Source organism: Enterococcus sp. 2G9_DIV0600 (assembly GCF_002140615.1).
Lineage (GTDB): Bacteria > Bacillota > Bacilli > Lactobacillales > Enterococcaceae > Enterococcus_D > Enterococcus_D innesii.
The window spans coordinates 2,651,885-2,671,942 of sequence record NZ_NGLL01000001.1 but is presented as its reverse complement, the minus strand read 5'-3'; the positions used below and the strand labels follow the sequence as shown (position 1 = coordinate 2,671,942).

The following is a 20,058-nucleotide window of genomic DNA, read 5'->3' as shown; positions in this document are numbered from 1 at the left end:
TAAGAAAGAAAGGAAGTAAATCAATGAACTCTTTTTTTCGAATAGATGGTCCTGTATATAACGTCTTGATGAAGTTATGGAGTCTGCTCGTTCTCAATTTGTGTATGTTAATTGGAAGCATCCCGATTATCACGATTGGTGTAACGATCAGTGCGGCTTATTCAGTTTGTTTTAAATTGCAAGAAGCGAATGATACGCGTATCTTAGGAAATTTTATTTTGGCCTATAAACAGAATTTCAAGCAAGCAATAGGCTTTAGTATTCTTCAAACAATGGTTTTTTTCATTGTTCTAGTTGATTTGAATTACATGATTCATTCAGAACAAAAAAATGTCATTGGGTTAATAGGCGTATCCATTGTTGGTCTGATTCTTTTGTTAAGCAGCCAATACACGTATGGATATATCGCGCGTTTTAGAGATTCAGCGAGGTCTATCTTCATGAACTCTATGAAGCTTTTTATAGCAAACTTTTGGATGAGCGTGATACTGTCTCTCATAACGTTGTTCTTATGCGTTTTGGTGGGAACATCACCCATTGCATTTGTGTTTATTTTGTTTATAAGTATCTTTATTGGCTGTAGTTTTCTTATATTCTTAAAGTCATTATTAGTGTTAAGTGTGTTTAAAAAATATGAATTGTCAAAGGAGCGGTAACATGAGTGCATGGTGGCAAAAAGCAGTGGTATATCAAATTTATCCGAGAAGTTTTCAGGATAGCAACGGTGACGGGATTGGAGACATTCCAGGTATTATTTCGCGGTTAGATTATTTGCAATTTTTAGGAATTACGGCCATTTGGCTATCTCCTGTATATCAATCGCCCAACGATGATAATGGGTATGATATTAGTGATTATGAAGATATTATGAGTGAGTTTGGTTCGATGGATGATATGAAAAAACTAATTCATGAGGCCGATAAAAGAGAAATAAAATTAGTGATGGACCTTGTTGTCAACCACACTTCTGATGAGCACGCTTGGTTTGTAGAAGCAAAAAAAGGCAAGGACAATCCATACCGTGATTATTATGTATGGAGAGACCCAATCAATGGTGGGGTTCCCAATGACTTGCACTCAACATTTAGTGGAAGTGCATGGACATTGGATGAACAATCAGGACAATACTATTTACATCTTTTCAGTAAGAAACAGCCAGATCTGAACTGGGAAAACGAAAAAGTTCGTCAAGAAGTGTATGACATGATGAATTTCTGGTTAGACATGGGGATTGGCGGTTTCCGAATGGATGTGATTGATTTAATCGGAAAACTACCAGATCAAGGCATCACAGGGAATGGTCCACTTTTACATACCTACCTACAAGAAATGAATCAAGCAACATTTGGCTCTCTTGATGTGATGACTGTGGGGGAAACATGGGGGGCAACACCCGAGATTGCAAAATTATATTCGGATCCTGAGCGAAAAGAGCTTTCGATGGTTTTTCAATTTGAACACATCGGGTTAGATCAACAAGAGGGGAAAGATAAATGGGATCTAAAGACACTATCTATAGGTCAATTAAAGAAGGTTTTATCCAAGTGGCAAACATCGTTGGGCCATCAAGGATGGAATAGCCTCTTTTGGAATAATCACGACTTACCAAGAATTGTTTCTCGCTGGGGAAATGATAAAGAGTATCGTGTTGAAAGTGCAAAAATGTTTGCTATTCTTTTGCACATGATGAAAGGAACACCTTATATTTATCAAGGTGAAGAAATTGGAATGACAAACTGTCCAATTTCTTCTATTGAAGAGGTAGATGATATCGAGAGTATTAATATGTATAACGAGCGCTTGGCTCAAGGGTATACTAAAGAATCCATTCTATCATCGATTAATGCTAAGGGACGTGACAATGCACGAACACCGATGCAATGGGATGAAAGTGAGAATGCTGGGTTTACAAAGGGAACACCATGGTTACATGTAAATCCAAATTATCCAATGATTAATGTTAAGGAGAATTTAGCAGATACGAATTCAATTTTTTACACATATAAAAAATTAATTGAAATGCGTAAAGAGCATGAGATTGTAGTATGGGGCGAATATGAACTAATAGAAGGAACACCGGAAGAAGTATTTGCCTATTATAGATTATTGGACGGAGAAAAATGGTTAATCGTTGCGAATTTTTCAGCATATAAGAAAACGTTTATGTTATCAGAAGCAATTGAAGAAGTACTTATTCATAATTATCAAGATACATTACCTAAAATAGGCGAACTATCATTGAAGCCTTATGAAGCATTTGTTGCAAAAATTTAAAAATTATTAGAAGGAGACTAGAATGACTCAAACAGTTTTTCAGGGGAAATATTACCGAATAACTCTTTTAACGAATCAGTTAGCTCGTATGGAATACAGTGTAGAATGACAATTTGAAAACCGACCTACCCATACCATTGTCAATCGAATATTTGAATAACCGGAAGTCTCATTTTCTGAGACCGAAGACCAATTAGACATTCATACGCCGAATATAGACCTGTTTTATGAGAAAGAGAAGGAATCTAATGAATATACTGTCTCAATGGATGTACGTTTTGCAACAGGGTATATTCATCATTGGCGCTTTGGTGACAATGAATGGAATTTAAAAGGAACTACTCGAACACTGGACGGAGCAGACGGGGAAGTGCCCCTGGAAAATGGTATCCTGAGTCGGAATGGAGTCACAATGCTTGATGATGCAATATCCTTTGCGTTAGATGAAAGGCATCACCCTGTAAAGCGGCAAGGAAGTGAAGTGGACTATTATCTTTTTGCTTATGGGCATGATTATTTCCAAGCACTAAAAGATTTTTATCATTTGACTGGAGAAACGCCATTGTTGCCGCGTTATGCGTTAGGAAATTGGTGGAGCCGTTATTGGAAATATACGGAAGAGAGTTACCTCAGCCTGATTGAGCAATTTAAAGACGAAAAGATCCCTTTGTCTGTTTCGGTTATTGATATGGATTGGCATTTAACAGAAGTTCCTGAACGGTTTGGGAACGGTTGGACAGGGTACTCATGGAATCAACAACTATTTCCAAATCCAAAACGCTTTTTGAAAGCACTGCGTGACCGTGGCCTTGCTATTACATTAAATGTTCATCCAGCTGATGGCATTCGCGCATTCGAGCATGCCTATCCACGGGTAGCGACACGCTTACATCTTGACCAAGAAATAGAAGAGTCTGCTCGATTTGATTTAAATGATGAAAACTTCCGCGTGAGTTACTTCGAGGATGTACACCATCCAATGGAAGAAGATGGTGTTGATTTTTGGTGGATTGATTGGCAACAAGGAACAACAAGTGAAGTTGCTGGTTTAGATCCGCTTTGGCAGTTGAACCATTATCATTTTCTTGATCAAGCAAATCGTAAGCACGATCCATTGATTTTATCACGTTATGCCGGCCCTGGGAGTCATCGTTACCCTATTGGTTTCTCAGGAGATACCGTTATCACTTGGGCATCTCTTGATTTTCAACCGTATATGACAATAACAGCTTCTAATATCGGCTATTCATGGTGGAGTCATGATATTGGTGGCCATATGTCAGGATACAAGGATGAAGAATTATCGTTACGGTGGTTACAGTTTTGGTGTCTTTAGTCCAATCAATCGATTGCATAGTTCGTCCAGCGCGTTTACTAGTAAAGAGCCGTGGAACTTTGAACCGACAATTGCCACAATTATGAAAGATTATTTACAACTTCGTCATGCTCTGTTGCCTTATTTATATACGGCAAATGTACACACACACGAACAAGGTGAGCCGTTGATGCAGCCTATGTATTACCGCTATACGGAAATAGATGATGCCTATCGTACACGTAATCAGTACTTCTTTGGGTCAGAATTGTTGATTGCACCAATTACTCAACAAATGGATAAAGCGACAAAGCTAGGAAAAGTAGATGTCTTTTTACCACAAGGGGACTGGTTTGATTTTTTCAGAAATTGTCGTTATGAAGGCGATACGACGATCACCATGGATCGTCCGTTAAATAACATTCCTGTTTTAGCAAAAGCAGGGGCAATTTTGCCACTGGACGCACATCCTGAAGAAACGAAGGCGAATGAATTACCTGCAACAATTCGTTGGGAAATCTTTCCAGGGAGTAGCAATCAGTATGAATTAATTGAGGATATAAAGGGTTTGCGTTGCATCACCCGTGTTCAATTGGATAATGATGCACAAACGTTAATGATTGAAACGAATGGGGAAAAGAGCATCTTATCGAAAAATCGCCAGCATGAATTCCACTTACGTGTTACAGATGAAGTACAAATAAATGGAGATGTGCGCTCATCTATCTACGATAATCAATCAAAAGAACAGATCATTTTAATTCATCAACCAGAAAAGCAACAAACTTTCCAACTTGCAGGATTTGCTTATAGCAAAACACAAATAAGTGAGCAAGACGTATTTGATATTTTAAAACGATCCAACATAGAAAATGAAACCAAGGATCAATTATGGGCACGCTATCAAAAGGAAAAAAGTAAAAAGAAACGATTCAATTTATTTTCGCAATTGCCTTCCAGTGATTTATCACAAGCGTTATTTGAATGTGAATATACAGATCAGCGTATGGACTGAGTATCCACTAGCCGAATTATATTGATGGCCGCCTTAACTTGTTGCAAATAGTAACAGGTTGGCTACATTATAGTTCGAATTTTTTTGATAGAACGGCATTTCTTCAATAAGATATTGAAAGGAGCAAATATGAAAAAGAAATATTGGAGAGTAATGAGTGTAGCGTTAACTATTGTCGTAGTTTTTGGAGTGATTGGAATGATTGGAATGAGTAAAGAAAAACAAGGCAATATTTCAATTGATAACGTATCTGCAAACAAATCAATGTATCAGCCTGGGGAGAAGGTAAACGTAACTATCTCACTAAGAGATGAGGCCAAGAAGAATCAGGGATTCTATGAATTAGTAGTGACACATTTGGGAGAAATCGTGGCCCAACAAACAGATGCATGGCAGACAATCAACGGTCGAGGAGAGCTAAAGATTGAGTGGGAGCCACCACATACCGATTTTAAAGGATATCTGTTGCAAATCAAAGTAAATAACGAAGCAGGTAAGACAATTACACAGACAAATAAGGCAATTGATGTCTCTAGCACATGGACAAAATTTCCGAGATATGGGTATTTGACGAATTTTGATAAAGATATTGATACAAAAGCAATCATTGAACAAATGAGTCAATGGCAATTAAATGGTATTGAATATTATGATTGGAAATATCTTCATCATCAATTAATTCCTGAAGATGGTTCAATGGAATGGCAAGATTGGGCAGGACGAATAATTAGTGGAGAAACAGTCAAGCGTTATATTGCGGATGCCAGAGCCAAAGGCATGACAAATATGTCATATAATATGATTTATGCAGCGACCAATAATTATGCTCAGTATGGTATTAAAGAAGAGTGGGGATTATGGTATGCAGAAGATCACGATGTTGGTAAAAATAAAGGGGATCGTTTTCAATTTTCAATGGGGGCAAGTCCTACCGGCCAATCCAATCTTTTTTTCTTTGATATACAAAATTCCGAATGGCAAGACTATATTTTATCAAAAAACTTAGAAGCCTTACAGATAATGGGTTTTGATGGTTGGCATGGAGACACCGTCGGCGAATGGGGCAAAATGTGGACCTATGACATGATTGGGGACGAGACCAAAGGTATTTATGTTAAAGATGGTTATAAAGAATTCTTAGATAAGGCAAAAGACGAATTAGATGGCTATCAATTATCATTTAATCCCGTAGGTGCTCAAGGGATTGAACAAGTAAATACATCAGCTGTTGATGTTTTATACGCAGAAATTTGGCCATGGGATACATCGAGTGATGGAGAACAGTACAATACCTATCAAAGTCTAAAAAATGTGATTGATAAATCAAGGGCTCAAAGTGGAGGCAAATCTTTGATAATTCCCGCATACATGGAATATGACTATGCAGAAAGTGTGATAGATGAGCCTTTTAATTTGTCAGCTGTGCTTCTAACAGATGCTGCCGTATATGCAGCAGGTGGGTCACGTATAGAGATAGGTGATGGCGATAAAATGCTATCTAATGAATATTTTCCTAAGCACAATTTGTATATGTCTGATGAACATGAAGAACGTCAAAAAGAATTACAGAATTTCATTGTTGCATATCAAAATCTTTTACGAGATGGATTAGAAGATAATGGACATCTGATTGAAGTTGTTAACCATGAGCATTCAAAAGACGGACAGCCGAATAAAGTCTGGGTATATAGTAAGTCAGGGAATGGTTTTGATACCATTCAAATGATTAATTTGCTTGGTGTGTCAGATAATGATTGGCGCGCCAATGAGGGCAAAAAGGAGACACCAACTATAATTGAGGATGTGACCATTAAGTATTATACGGATGCCTCATTTGAAAGTGCTTGGGTGACTTCACCAGATCCAGCATATAATTCTGTTGCTAAAGAATTAAAGATGGCATATGGTTCTGATACGCAAGGGAACTTTATTGAAATCACAGTTCCCTCATTGGAATATTGGAATATGATTTATTTTCGTTCTACAAAAAAATGAGAATCAAGCGAATACTTTTGCTGTTAAGCATGATTCTACCTTGAAAAGGTAAAGTATAATATGAACCAACTATTCTTCATTGTGAGATAATTGAAGAACAGTTGGTTTTTTCTACTAAAATCGCTCGAATTTTCTAGATATTTGTGTAATACTATAGCTAATAACGTAAGCGTTTACCCAGGAGGTTTTTATGCATTATACAATTAAAGATATTGCCAAGAAGGCGAATGTCTCGATAGCTACTGTTTCCCGAGTGATTAATGATCGTGGTGGATATAGTGAAGAAACAAAACAAAAAATTTTAACTATTGCGCACATGCTAGGATACAGTCCGAATAAATCCGCAGTATCCTTAGTAAGTAAAAAATCCGAACTAATTGGTATTATTATGCCACAGTATGCGACTACTTTTTATGGAGATGTTATCAGTGGTATCGAAGATGAGGCGTATCAAAGAGGATACAATGTTATATTGACCCACGCAGGTCTAGATGGATCCAGAATGAAGGAAAGTATAACGCTTATGAAGGAAAGAAATGTTGATGGATTTATTATTTTCTCTGTGGACTTATCAGCCGATGAAGTTAATTTGATTAAGAGCCATAACATTCCGTGTGTTTTACTTTCGGCAGACACGGTGAGTGGCGATATTCCTTTTATTAAGGTCAATGATGAAGAGGCGATTGCTGATGCGACTTCTTATTTAGTCAAGAAGGGAAGTCGAAAGTTAGCTTTGATTGGTGTAAATCCATCAGATCGTATTGCGGGTATAGCACGGATAAAGGGATTTAAAGAAGCATTAATCCATCATCAAATTGAATACTCTGATAGGGATATTTATTTTGGTGATTATAGTTTTGATACTGGAAAGCAGAATATGAAGGAAATTATTCACGCAGGTCTCGCCTATGACGGAATTGTCTGCGCCAGTGACGAGACAGCATTGGGAGTAATGTCAGCTTGTTCTGAAGCAGGAATTAAAATTCCCAATGAACTTTCAATAATAGGTTATGACAATTCATTAGCTGCAAGAATGAGTACACCAGCATTAACAACAGTGTCACAACCTTTTCATGAGATGGGTAGTGATGCAATTGGTATGTTACTAAAAATCGTGGATAAAGATGAAAAAGTAAAATCCAAAATTGTAAAGCACAAAATTGTAGTAAGAAATTCTGTTAAGTGAAATCACTCTAAAACGATAATTAAACAATGCAAAAATAATATTTAAATTTTTAAATTAATGTTAATGCCTTTTCGCTAGTTTAATAGTTTGAAAGTTCTATGTAAATCTTTTGAAACCAATGCGACACAATCGGATTGTGTCTCATTGGTGAAACGGGCGCTATCCATTGTGGCTCTAAGAGAAATGCACGTTTCTTTTTGAGCCTTTTTCTTTCACTCGTTTTAAATAAGACATATTACATGTTGTAATGGGATTAAGTCTTATTAGAAGGAAGAGAGAAAATGAAGACAGTTGAACCTATTCGAGACAAAAAAAAGATCGATGCCATGAAAGCAATTTTGGCTTCAGGAAAATATGGCCAACGAAATTTGGTTCTTTTTTCAATCGGGATCAATACGGCGTATCGAATTTCTGATTTGCGTCAATTAAAACTGGCCGATGTGTTAGAAATTACTCGTGGCTAAGTAGTGGTAAAAGATCGACTATCAATGAAGGAACAAAAAACGGCGAAACACAATTCGGTGTACATTTCCAATAAATTGCGAAAAACGATTTTAGAATATGTGCAGCAAGAATTTCCGGAGCAGCTCCTTCAGCAGGAATTTGATCACTACTTGTTTCCAAGTCGCAAAGGAACAAACGAACCGCTCAATCGCCAAAGTCTTTGGCGAATCATTCATGATGCTGGAACTGCAATCGGGTTAAAAGATATTGGGCCGCATTCGATGCGGAAAACGTTTGGCTACTTTCTCTACAAGCAAGGAACCAAAACAGAAATCATTCAATCGCTGCTTAACCATTCCTCCCAGCGTGAAACGTTACGTTACATAGGGATCACGCAAGAAGATAAAGATACCGCAGTGAAAAGTTTAGATCTATAATTCGAGTTAACAATGGAAAGTGGAGAAATGTAATGGAATTTTTGAAAAAAAATAAAAAATTTGTAGCGTGGGCTTTGTTGGTTACACTTGTCCTAATCCCTTTATTTATTCAAGTGCTTATTAATTGGGACACCATGAATAATGGATCAGATGATGGATGGTTAGGTTTTTGGGGTGGATATCTTGGATCTATTATTGGAGTCGTAGGAGCCTTAATCGTGATTCAAATCCAGTTGTCCAATGATAAGGAGCGTTTTGACAAGGAGACAAAAGCTAAAAATAAAGAGTTAGCAGAAGATAAGAAGCGCTTTGAATTACAAATTTTAGCTAGAGATAAAGAGCTAGAAGAAGAGAGAAAGGCTAGAAAATCAGAGCAAGTAGATAATACCTTCTTTAACTTGTTATTGCTTTTTAATGATCAAAAGAACACACTCTTGAAAGATAATAACCATTTTGAAGAATTAAGAGAAAGTATTTTTGATAATAGTGTTTTGGAATTAAGAAGAATGGGAATCGATAAATTATATGAGTCTAGTGATGAATTAATTTCAATTTTGGAGAACATGATTAAAGAATTCGATATTGATTTTAATTCCAGAAAAACACAATATTCTCAGAATGTTCTAGATTGTTTAAGTGCTATCAGGAAAGATTACATAAACCAGACAGCATATCTTCATAAATTTCATGTAGGTGAGGAAGACTATGAAGGTATCAAACCAGAAATCGATATGCTACAAGTAGTTTTTATGATTGAGGATGATTTAATTCAAAATATTAAAAATAAAAGGTTTGCAGAAAGACCACAAACGCTTAATTACAATTTAAATAAGCTAATTAATGAATTACAAGCTGTTTCCAGAGTCGATTTCCTTGATTCAAAATCAAAAAAGAATTTGGAAAAATTTATAGGAAAACTATTGCCTTACACGGATACTAGCAATTTGAATTTATTAGAATTACAATATAAAAAAGTTGCTATTGAAAACTCTATCAATGGATATTACGCTTCGATTGACTCCTTCTTTTCTATGATTTTAAGAATTTTAAGCTATATCCATGCAAATGTAGATGAAGAAGAAAATGAAGGATTAAAAAGAGATTACATCAGTTTCTTACGAGCAAATATCAGTGAGATACAGTTAGTTATTCTGTATTATTTTGCCTATTATGCCGATAGAGGTGCTACTTTGAATAATGAACTATTAGAGACGTCATTTTTTGGTGAACAGGATGAATTGAGCAGTTTTTATAAGGCGTATTTTTTCCAAAAAGAGTCGCTTATATGGGGGGAAGAAGATTTAAAAAACATGCAGAAATTTTGCGTAAAAATTCTATAGTAATTGTGGAATAGAGCATATTAAGAACAAAAAATACGCACCAATTCGTTGAACTGTTATCAATTTTTGAGGAAAGGAAAAGTGGAGATAGAATGGATGATAAAGATGATTTTATGAAAAGTGAACTAACGTTTATAGATTTAATTGATACTTCACAAGCTGAAAAAAATTCTTAGAATTACTTGAACAGAAAAAAACATATTTTTTAAATGGTCCATGGGGTTCCGGAAAAACAACCTTTCTAGAAAATGTAGAAAAAATTGAAAGAAAAAAGAGAAATTGGAGATCACAAAAAAAGTTTATCTTTCTTGACCTATGGAACTTAAAAGATGATAGATCTACTATTCACATAGCAGCTTCTAGAATTAACCGAAAAATTTATCTTCTTTTTAGAATGGCTATTATTTCCTCAGTTGTAATCTCAATTTTAATGACACCCGCGTTTGATTTGGGACTTGGGCAGAAATTTTTAATACAAACGTTCAGACTACCAATTACTATAATTGCATTGTTTGTTTCAGTCTGGCAATTGCTTAAATTTAATAGTGATAGATTCTATACTGCATTATACGATTCGTGTATCGGAAGTTATTTATGTAGAAATAAAGTATTAATTATTGATGATTTTGATCGCATTTCTCCTGACACTCAAAAAAGTGCATATAAGCTTTTCAATGTATTAAATAATAAACTTCCTATTGTTTTTGTAGGTGATTTTGAGAATATAATTAATAATGAAAATGACTATCTAAGAAAGATTATTGATCAAAGGGTTGAACTTCCTTATGTTTTACATCCTCAAAAAATTTGGGGAGACTATTTTGAAAGATTGGGTACTATCTTTGATTTAGAAATTAAAGAAAGCTTAGCAACAATATTTATAGAAGATAATAGAAATTTACGTGACTTAGATCAATTTAGTTTTTACCTAAAACAAGAATTAATAAAATACAAGAAGCTAGGACATACACAAATTGAACAACAATTGGCAATTATTTATTTGTACTTATTTTATCCAGATAAGTACAAAGATACCCTTAAATCAAAAAAATTTTTAGGATCTGTGGAGTATCAAAAATATAAGAATGATGAAAAAAATCCTACACGTAGTTACCAAAAAAAACTGAAGACTTACTTTCAGATATACTTGAATATAATCAAAATTATCCCCAATGCTTCATTGATAATCCTGAGGGCTATTTTATTTATGAAAGTATCTCTAGCTTATCCATTGTAGACTGTGAAGAGATATTAAAAGATTCGGAACTTCTGAGAAAGAATATAAAAGGAGTAGAATCTTTTAATGACGATTTTTTCCATTTCATTAGAAGTAGGTTTGAAAATTTTGATTCTACTATGAGAGATAACTTATTACATCTGTCATGAGTTGACTGCAGAATCAGAAGATCTTGAAGTAACTGTCACTTATTCGCCAAACATGATCGAATCTACGGAGACCAAAGAGGTCAAGCAAACGATCCATTATGTTAATGAGGACGGTAAACAAGCCGCGTCAGACAAGACGGACACTGTGACTTTTACACGGACAGTGACAACGAATGAAGCAACAGGTGACAAAACTTTTGGTGAATGGCAAGCCAAAGATGATGATACAACGTTTGATGAAGTGAAAAGTCCTGAAATCAAAAACTATCACGCAGACAAAACAAGCATTGAGGAAGTCACAGGTTTGACAGCAGAGGACAAAGATCGCGAAGTGACTGTCACTTATTCGCCAAACATGATTGAATCTACGGAAACCAAAGAAGTCAAACAAACGATCCATTATATGTATGAAGACGGCAAAGAAGCCGCGTCAGACAATGTAGACACGGTCACGTTCACACGCACAGTGACAACGAATGAAGCAACAGGGGAAAATACCTATGGAGAATGGCAAGCCAAAGATGATGATACAACGTTTGATGAAGTGAAAAGTCCTGAAATCAAGAACTATCACGCAGACAAAACAAGCATTGAGGAAGTCACAGGTTTGACAGCAGAGGACAAAGATCGCGAAGTGACTATCACTTATTCGCCAAACATGATTGAATCTACGGAAACCAAAGAAGTCAAACAAACGATCCATTATATGAAGGCAGTGCTGTTTTTAAAAATAGCTACAATCCCGCAAAAGGAAGTGTGGTTCTAGAAGCAAGTAAAGAATTGACTGGCAAAGCACTAAGTGCGGATGAATTTCAATTCCAGCTGTTGGACGAACAAGGGGAAGTGCTCCAAACCAAGAGCAATGATGCCAACGGAAAAATTTACTTCGATGCAATCGACTATGACCAAGCAGGCACATACAAGTATACGATCCGAGAAGTCGCAGGGACAGATAGCACGATCACCTATGACCAAACAGAATACCATGTAACCGTAAATGTGGAAGACCAATCTGGACAATTAGTGGCAAGTCCAGCGTACCAAGAATCGATTATTTTCAAGAATACTTATGTATCACCAAAACTTGGGAAAGTAACTCTGAAAAAAGTAGACAGCGAAACAGGAAAACTACTGGCAAATGCAGAGTTTGAGCTGCAAGATTCGAAAGGAAATATTGTACAAAAAAACATAGTTACGAGCAAAGATGGAAAGGTTGAGATAAGTAATTTAGAAGTAGGAGAGTATCAGTTGATTGAAACCAAAGCACCGAGTGGTTATCAAATTGATAAAACACCGATCAAATTTTCAATAAATGATCGCTCCACTAATATATCGAAGCCAAAAGTGTTAGAAAAAGAAAATAAAAGGATAAAAAAATCAGACAGTGCTGCTCTGCCTAAGACAGGAGAAACTGCAGATCAACGATATGTTCTCGTTGGATTGTTTTGTATTATTGGTTTCATCTTGTTAATGATATTTAAAATTTTAAAGGTCAAGAAACAATCTTAATCTTGCATACTATGAATGAGAAAAAGAGCTATCAAATAAGATTAGTCATATCAACAAAAGGAGCTGGATTCCCCAGCTCCTTTTATAATTGCTTTATACAGCTCAAAAAGTGGTGATAGTCACTATTTTGCAGGATTGCTTGTTGAATATCTTCACGATCCATCAACTCTAATAAAAGACTATAGATTTCTTCGGTATCTTCATATTCGTCTTTTTGAATCGCAAAGAGAAAGACGAATTTAACCAAATCACCATTTCCCCAATCAACGCCGTCAGGAATGATCGCCACTGAAACGGCTGAGCGTTTTGCCATCAAGGTCATGGGATGGGGGATAGCAAGCCACTCGTTAATATTGGTCTGATTGATTGCTTCTCGTTTTTTCACACTGTCATAAAAATCTTGGGGCACAAAATCTTTTTGGTACAGTTGCTGCGCCATTTTCTTTAGTAAGGTTTCTTTATCTGCATGATTTTCATGAAGAAAAAATGCTTTTTGAAACAATGAATAGATACCATCTTTTGATTCACTGAGCGTTTCAATGAACGGTTCGATTTTGCCAATTTCTTTATCTAGCTTGGCCATGTTGATGTAAATAGAAGGAACCGAGAACTGTTCTAATGGAACGGTTGTGATCACAAAATCAATGGCAGAAAGATCACATTGTTGTAGCTCGACGTAAGAAAAGCGATCAACGACTTCGATCGTTTCTTGATAGTGCTTGATAATTTTTGCTTCAATAATACGACTCATGGCTCGACCGGTTCCGCAAACAAGGATGACGCGATGTTTATGATGATTTCTGATGGAACTCCTTTCCATAGCACCTGCGATGTGCAAAGCGATATAGCCGATCTCATCAGGAGAAAAATAAAAACCGTGTTTCAGGCTTACCGTTTCTAAATGAGTCAAACATAAATCATAAGCCTGTGGAAAAGATTTTCTGATCGTTGCCAGCAATGGATTGCTACGGCGTGCATCCATTAGATTCATGTTGATAAAGCCCTCAATATGAGATGTCAAATCGTCTATTAGCATCTTGTCTGTCTCTAACGCATAGTTTGACGTCTGTTTGATCGCAGTTAATAATTCTTCCACAATGGCTTTCGCAGTTTTCGTGGAAGAATCGCTTGCATCGCCTGTTTCAACTAAACGTGGTGCATTCATCGCAAGATAGTAAATGAAGTATTGTTTTTCTCCAGCAGTCAATTGTATATCAAATGCATGATCGATTTCTTCTAAGAAGTGACCAACAACTTTCTGGGCGTCTTCTTTGAGCGCGGGCACGTGCAAGGGAAATTCGTTGATCTGATGGCCAGCTATAAAGCGACTGATTGCTAAAGCAAAATGAGAAAGAATGTTTTTATGATAGTAGTCAGAGTCTAACAAGTCTAAGGGCGCCAGATGATTTAATGACAATTCTTGCAAGCGGGTCAGATCAATCGTATCAAACAACTCAAGTTCCATTTCCGTAAAACCCACCAAATACTCTTGGAGATCTTTTTCAATCAAAAGATCACTGATTGCTTGTCGCTTGGCGAATTCGTTACCCAAGACTTCAAAGCCAATATTTGGACGATTTACTATTTTTAATTGATAGGTCGCTAAATTGTCTCGAGCCGTTTTTAAGTATGAGTAAAAGGTGTTTTTACTAATAAATAATCGATCAAGAAAATCATCTAAGGATAAAGGGTTTTCATTCTTAAATAAAAGGAAAAGTAGATAGGCTTGTCGTTCTTCACTCGTAGTTAGAAAGGACTCGGTAGTCGACATACTTTCAGTCCACCAGTCATGAAATCGTTCTTTTGAACCAATAGACAACAAATAGCCTTGCCCTCGAATCAACTTGATGGAGGCACCCACATTTGTTAACAAATCATTCAAATTTGCAATGTCGGTCCGAACCGTTCGCTCAGAAATCGAGAAGCTTTTTGTTAACTCCTTCATTGGTAGCGGCGCCGTTTGTCTAGTTAATACTTCCATTAGATCATCTAATCGTTGATAAGCAAGTTTTGACACTTGTTTCACCTCCGTGCTCTTTCTCATCATACAATAGAAAGAATAAGAATGAAATGCTTCACCAGTACCGAAAATTTCCAGAAGAGTTGGCAATCATTTTGGAAAACGCTTTACTAATGATTGCCACTTGAATTGGAAATTTGTTGTGTTTACATCGTGAATTAGAAACCGTAAATTAAACGTGTACAGAAAATAAACCACAGGAATTACGCTAATGGTTTCATGATAAAGGAAAGGAGCAGATGAGATGGATTTTCAGGAAAAAAATATTCTCTTGAATGTGGCTGTTACATCAAAAGAAGAACTGTTTCACGTAATTGCGCATCATGCCTATGAATCAGGGATCGTTACCAATGCAGCAGATACATGTGCGGCATTCATTGAACGGGAAGCACAATATTCAACCGGCTTACAAGAAGGCTTTGCTATTCCACATGCAAAAGCTGAACCGGTTTTGGAACCGACCGTTTTGTTCATTCGTTTAGAGCAAGCCATCGAATGGGAAACTTTCGATGATTCGACAGTCAAAAATGTGTTTGCTTTGATGGTTCCTAAAAAAGATGAAGGAACGGTGCATCTGCAAATGTTGAGTCGCCTAGCAACTGCATTGCTTGAAGAGACATTCATTCAGCAGATTCAACAATCAGAAGACAAAGCTTATTTAGCAGAATTGATCAAAAAGGAAATGATGGGAGAGAAAATTGTATGAAAATAGTAGGAATTTCCGCCTGTCCAGCAGGATTGGCACATACACCGATGGCGGCAAAAGCTTTAGAAAAAGCAGGTGTGAAACTGGGCTATGAGGTCAAGATCGAACAGCAAGGTTCGTTAGGACAAGTCAATGAGATCACTGCAGCCGAAGCAAAAGAAGCAGATTTCTTGCTTTTAGCGACTGACCAAAAAGTTGTTGGGATGGAACGGTTTGAAGGGAAACCGCAAATTCGAGTAAATATCAATACGTGTATCAAAGCACCGGAAGCTGTGCTGAAGAAATGTGTCGCTGCTGTTGAACAAAGAAACGCAAACTAAAGGAAAGAGGCAAGGATGATGAAAAGAGTTCTAGCAGATTTAAAAGGCCACTTGATGAGTGGAATTAGTTTTGTACTGCCATTGATTATTGGTGCTTCACTGGTTGTTGCCATTCCGAAAATGATTGCTCTTGGTATGGGAATCACAAGCTTAGATCCATATGCTGACACGGAAGGCTTTAAACATGCGCTTTATTTGATTGAACAAGTAGGGTGGACAGGAATCGGCTTGATCAATACTGTCTTGGCTGGTTTTATCGCGTATTCTGTTGGAGATAAGGCTGCACTAGGTGCCGGCTTTATCGGTGGTGCGGTCGCTTCTAGTACCAATGCTGGGTTTTTAGGGGCAGTTATTGCTGGGTTCTTAGCAGGATACTTAGTGAAGTGGGCGAAAGAACATATCAAATTACCGGAGTCGTTTGCTGGTGTGATGCCGCTGGTAATTTTACCTTTGATTGCTACATTGTCCGTAGCAATCGTCATGGGCGCTTTACTCTCTGAGCCATTGGCGTGGATCAATACTAGTTTGGTTGAATGGATCCGAACCATGATTGAAAATGACGTTAACAAAATTTTACTGGCAGTCATCATGGGGGCAATGATTGGCTCTGACTTAGGGGGACCTGTAAACAAAGCTGCTTGGATGGCAGGAAATGTGTTACTAGCGGAAGGAGTCTATTTACCAGCCATCATCGTGAACGTTGCGATTTGTGCGGTACCATTTGGATATGCCTTAGCAACTTTGTTCCACAAAAATCGATTCAACAAAGAGCTACTGGATGCTGGGCGTAATAACTTTATTATGGGGTTCATCGGAATCACAGAAGGAGCAATTCCGTTTACATTAGTCAATCCATTACGGCTTGTGCCGATCAACATGTTGGGAGGTGCAATCGCTTCTGGTTTGGGGATTGCATTAGGAATGTATGACAAAATGCCGCCAGTTGGGGGAATCTACGGCTTCTTCACTGTTGGAAACGGTTGGGCGTATTTGATTGGACTATTTGCAGGAGCAGCCTTCATCGGTTTTGTTGCGCCTTTATTCGTGAATTTCAATAAGCAAGAAGAACAAACAGAAGATATTGCCCTCGATGATATTGAAGTGAGCTTTGAAAATTAAGCAACAAGGCTGATTAGCTAAATAGTAGCAAAAGAAAAGGCACGAGCAGGTGATTTTTCAAGAACGCTTTAAGGTATCTGACAAGGACAAGACTTGGGGAAGAAAACAAGAGTATTTGAAGAGAAATGATTTTCAAAATTCGAAGCATTTATGTAAGGATCAAATTACGCGTACTAGATGGTAAAAAAATTGAGAAAAATTAATAGGCACGAACGACACCCATCGTTACGTGCCTTTTTTAATCACGGGAGAGGAATGATTGAATGAAAAAAACAGTACATGTCGTACCCCACAGTCATTGGGATCGCGAATGGTATTTTACGACGAGTCGCTCGAAAATCTATTTGATGCACGATCTAAAAAACGTCATTGAACAACTAGAAAAGGATGATCCTTATGAAAGTTTCATTTTAGATGGACAGGCTTCTCTGTTAGATGATTACTTGAAATGGCGCCCACAGGACAAAGAAAGGATTCAACAACTTGTTCAACAAGGGAAATTGATCATTGGCCCATGGTACACACAAACCGATCAATTAGTGATCTCGGGAGAAAGCATTGTTCGAAATATGTTATATGGCATGAAAATTTGTGAAGCATTCGGAACCTACATGAATGTCGGCTATGTGCCAGATTCTTTCGGACAAGCAGCTAGTATGCCACAAATCTATCGAGAGTTTGGTATCACTGACACGATGTTTTGGCGCGGTGTCAGTGATGACGATGTTAAACACACAGAGTACAAATGGCGTGGAGAAGATGGTTCTGTGGTCAATGTTTACCAGATCCCAAGTGGGTACTACATTGGCGGTGCCATTCCTGAACGAGAAGCAGAATTAGCAGAGTTCTTACATCAAGAACCGTTTAAAACGACTTGGGGACGCAGTGCAACGGACCAAGTGTATTTTCCAAATGGTTTCGACCAAGCACCAGTTAGAGAAAATCTTCCAGAATTAGTTGATCGAATGAATCAACTGTATCAGGATGAGTATGAGTTACAATTTTCAACGATTGAAAAATACATTGCTGCGGTCAAAGCACGACATCCTGAGTTGGAAGAAATCGCTGGTGAACTGATCAACGGCAAATTGATGCGAATCCACAAAACGATTTTTTCTTCACGTCCTGATTTGAAGGCGATGAACACTCAGATCCAACATTACTTAGTCAATGTCATGGAGCCTATCTTAACAATGGCTATGCAATTAGGATTTGAGTACCCTGTGGAAACAGTCATAGAGATTTGGAAGTTAATGTTTGAAAATGCGGCGCATGATTCGATTGGTTCTTGTGTTTCTGATACGACCAACGAAGATATCTATATGCGCTATAAGCAAGCGCGAGATATTTCCATGAATCTTGTCGAATTGACGTTACGACAGATTTCTACTGCAATCAACAACCCACAAGCAAAAGAAATTACTTTTACGCTTTTCAATACCTATGACACAAAACGTAATGGGGTGATCGAAGCAGAGGTCTATTTGCCGCAAAAAGAATTTGCGATCCTTGACCAGTCAGGACAGGCGTTACCTTATACGATTTTAGAGCTTACCGATCAAACGGAGTATGTGTTGAATCAGGGGAACATATTAGATCCAGTCAAGGAGATCTATTTGCCGGAGAAAGTCTTTAAAGCAAAAATTGCCATAGAAACGACTGACGTGCCGAGTATGGGGTATACCCAGCTGACAATTGATTTAAAAGGTGATACAAGCGCACCATTGCAAGAGATTACAACCAATACGATCGAAAATGAGTACTATCAGATCACTGTCAATAGCAATGGCTCGTTGGATATTCTAGATAAAACCAATCAGGTACTTTATCAAAATCAAGGGATCATTGAAGAAAATGGCGACGATGGTGATTCATTCAATTATTCACCACCTGTGAAAGATTTTGTGATTTCATCAATTGATGCGCAACCAACGATCTCGATTCAGCAATCAGCAATCTACCAAAAGATTGATGTGGCATTCACGCTGAGGGTTCCGAAGGATTTAGCTGAACGTGCAGAAAAGAAGGTCTCGGCTTCACTGCCGATCCAATTGACGATCGTGTTGAAAAAACAATCGCAACAAATTGATTTCAACTTAACGGTTGAAAACCAACAAGTGGATAGTCATCGGGTATGTGTGCTATTTGATACCGGAATTGCCTCGAAATTTTCGCTGGCTGACCAACAGTTTGGTACGTTGCAGCGCCCCGTTGTTTTTGAAAAAGAAATGGCTCTTTGGGAAGCCAATAAAGAGCAATGGAATGAGCAGCCGATCGCCATAGAAACTTGTCAATCGTTTGTCGGTTTATTCGATGCATCCCATGGCGTAGCAGTCATGCCCAAGGGTGTACGTGAATATGAGATCGTAGGGAAAGCGTTTGATACGATTCGCTTAACGATTTTCCGAACCTATGGCTTCATGGGGAAAGAGAATCTACTGTATCGACCAGGGCGTGCTTCAGGAGAATCAGTGATTGCGACACCAGCTGCGCAGTGCCACAAAACGATGCATTTTGATTTCTCTGTTGCTTACTTTGCTCAAGGATTTGATCAAGCAAATGTTGCACAGAGTGCCAAACAAGCAATAACACCGATCACTCTTTATCAATCCGCAGAATTCCTGAATTCCCGCTTGATATTTACTTTAGGACCGGTTGAACCAACCTTACCGGCAAACTTTAGTCTTTTTGAGATCAATGGCAATTTGACCCTGAGTGTATTGAAAAAAGCCGAAGATCGTCCAGGTTATATTTTGCGTCTATACAATGGGCTTTTAGATGAAGGAGGACACGCGACGATCACATTCAACCATCCAGTGAACGTAGTAGAAACAGTCGATTTAAAAGAAGCTACAAAAGAAGCACTTGTTGTGGAAAAGAATGTAGTCACTCTTGAAAAGATAGGCCATGCAAAATTTGTGACATTGTATGTTGAGTAATCACTACTGAGAAAAAGTCACGCGAAGCGGCGAGTCCGCTTGTGTCATAGAAA

General features: G+C 37.6%; 12 protein-coding genes and 3 pseudogenes. 14 read left to right on the top strand and 1 reads right to left on the bottom strand.

Features of this window, described 5'->3' with window-relative positions:
• Positions 1 to 23: 23 nt before the first annotated feature.
• The 10 genes and pseudogenes from A5870_RS17805 (at position 24) to A5870_RS12760 (ending at position 12,901) form a co-directional block, all read left to right on the top strand.
• On the top strand, positions 24 to 656 hold the full coding sequence (locus tag A5870_RS17805; protein ID WP_086293213.1) for a YesL family protein: 633 nt from the start codon (positions 24 to 26) through the stop codon (positions 654 to 656).
• A gap of 1 nt (position 657) precedes the next feature.
• Positions 658 to 2,274, top strand: coding sequence for a glycoside hydrolase family 13 protein (locus tag A5870_RS12800; RefSeq protein WP_086293211.1), 1,617 nt, complete (start codon positions 658 to 660; stop codon positions 2,272 to 2,274).
• 22 nt (positions 2,275 to 2,296) lie between these two features.
• Positions 2,297 to 4,604, top strand: a pseudogene (locus A5870_RS17865) (TIM-barrel domain-containing protein).
• Positions 4,605 to 4,733: 129 nt separating this feature from the next.
• On the top strand, positions 4,734 to 6,599 hold the full coding sequence (locus A5870_RS12790; protein ID WP_242596039.1) for a glycoside hydrolase family 66 protein: 1,866 nt from the start codon (positions 4,734 to 4,736) through the stop codon (positions 6,597 to 6,599).
• Between the two features lie 190 nt (positions 6,600 to 6,789).
• Positions 6,790 to 7,785 carry a LacI family DNA-binding transcriptional regulator gene (locus A5870_RS12785; protein ID WP_086293208.1) on the top strand — a complete coding sequence of 332 codons (996 nt, stop codon included), beginning with the start codon at positions 6,790 to 6,792 and terminating at the stop codon, positions 7,783 to 7,785.
• A gap of 281 nt (positions 7,786 to 8,066) precedes the next feature.
• Positions 8,067 to 8,666 (top strand): annotated as a pseudogene (locus A5870_RS12780) (tyrosine-type recombinase/integrase).
• Positions 8,667 to 8,698: 32 nt separating this feature from the next.
• Positions 8,699 to 10,006 (top strand): putative phage abortive infection protein, encoded by a 1,308-nt coding sequence (locus tag A5870_RS12775; RefSeq protein WP_086293206.1) that lies wholly within the window; start codon positions 8,699 to 8,701, stop codon positions 10,004 to 10,006.
• Between the two features lie 214 nt (positions 10,007 to 10,220).
• Positions 10,221 to 11,243, top strand: a pseudogene (locus A5870_RS17670) (P-loop NTPase fold protein); the annotation flags it as partial.
• A gap of 150 nt (positions 11,244 to 11,393) precedes the next feature.
• The gene (locus A5870_RS12765; protein ID WP_242596038.1) at positions 11,394 to 12,158 is read left to right on the top strand and encodes a mucin-binding protein; all 765 of its coding nucleotides are present in this window, start codon (positions 11,394 to 11,396) and stop codon (positions 12,156 to 12,158) included.
• A complete protein-coding gene (locus A5870_RS12760; protein WP_086293202.1) occupies positions 12,149 to 12,901 on the top strand; it encodes a SpaA isopeptide-forming pilin-related protein in 753 nt (250 codons plus the stop codon). Before A5870_RS12765 ends, A5870_RS12760 begins: the two co-directional genes overlap by 10 nt.
• Before the next feature lie 82 nt (positions 12,902 to 12,983).
• On the opposite strand, the gene A5870_RS12755 is transcribed toward A5870_RS12760, so the two are convergent.
• Positions 12,984 to 14,918 (bottom strand): BglG family transcription antiterminator, encoded by a 1,935-nt coding sequence (locus A5870_RS12755; RefSeq protein WP_060792678.1) that lies wholly within the window; start codon positions 14,916 to 14,918, stop codon positions 12,984 to 12,986.
• Between the two features lie 247 nt (positions 14,919 to 15,165).
• Here A5870_RS12755 and A5870_RS12750 point away from each other — a divergent pair, with 247 nt between their 5' ends.
• The 4 genes from A5870_RS12750 to mngB all read left to right on the top strand — a co-directional run bounded on the left by A5870_RS12750 (position 15,166) and on the right by mngB (position 20,005).
• Positions 15,166 to 15,627 (top strand): PTS sugar transporter subunit IIA, encoded by a 462-nt coding sequence (locus A5870_RS12750; RefSeq protein WP_086293200.1) that lies wholly within the window; start codon positions 15,166 to 15,168, stop codon positions 15,625 to 15,627.
• Positions 15,624 to 15,947, top strand: coding sequence for a PTS fructose transporter subunit IIB (locus tag A5870_RS12745; RefSeq protein WP_005225262.1), 324 nt, complete (start codon positions 15,624 to 15,626; stop codon positions 15,945 to 15,947). The genes A5870_RS12750 and A5870_RS12745 overlap by 4 nt, the downstream gene beginning before the upstream one ends.
• Positions 15,948 to 15,965: 18 nt before the next feature.
• The gene (locus A5870_RS12740) at positions 15,966 to 17,066 is read left to right on the top strand and encodes a PTS fructose transporter subunit IIC (protein WP_015509121.1); all 1,101 of its coding nucleotides are present in this window, start codon (positions 15,966 to 15,968) and stop codon (positions 17,064 to 17,066) included.
• Between the two features lie 263 nt (positions 17,067 to 17,329).
• A complete protein-coding gene (mngB, locus tag A5870_RS12735; protein ID WP_086293197.1) occupies positions 17,330 to 20,005 on the top strand; it encodes a mannosylglycerate hydrolase in 2,676 nt (891 codons plus the stop codon).
• Positions 20,006 to 20,058 lie beyond the last annotated feature (53 nt).

What these genes read in the sequence shown, in the direction of transcription:
- A5870_RS17805 (WP_086293213.1), top strand. Translation starts at nt 24, where the DNA reads ATGAACTCTTTTTTTCGAATAGATGGTCCTGTATATAACGTCTTGATG.
- A5870_RS12800 (WP_086293211.1), top strand. Translation starts at nt 658, where the DNA reads ATGAGTGCATGGTGGCAAAAAGCAGTGGTATATCAAATTTATCCGAGA.
- A5870_RS12790 (WP_242596039.1), top strand. Translation starts at nt 4,734, where the DNA reads ATGAAAAAGAAATATTGGAGAGTAATGAGTGTAGCGTTAACTATTGTC.
- A5870_RS12785 (WP_086293208.1), top strand. Translation starts at nt 6,790, where the DNA reads ATGCATTATACAATTAAAGATATTGCCAAGAAGGCGAATGTCTCGATA.
- A5870_RS12775 (WP_086293206.1), top strand. Translation starts at nt 8,699, where the DNA reads ATGGAATTTTTGAAAAAAAATAAAAAATTTGTAGCGTGGGCTTTGTTG.
- A5870_RS12750 (WP_086293200.1), top strand. Translation starts at nt 15,166, where the DNA reads ATGGATTTTCAGGAAAAAAATATTCTCTTGAATGTGGCTGTTACATCA.
- A5870_RS12745 (WP_005225262.1), top strand. Translation starts at nt 15,624, where the DNA reads ATGAAAATAGTAGGAATTTCCGCCTGTCCAGCAGGATTGGCACATACA.
- A5870_RS12740 (WP_015509121.1), top strand. Translation starts at nt 15,966, where the DNA reads ATGAAAAGAGTTCTAGCAGATTTAAAAGGCCACTTGATGAGTGGAATT.
- mngB (WP_086293197.1), top strand. Translation starts at nt 17,330, where the DNA reads ATGAAAAAAACAGTACATGTCGTACCCCACAGTCATTGGGATCGCGAA.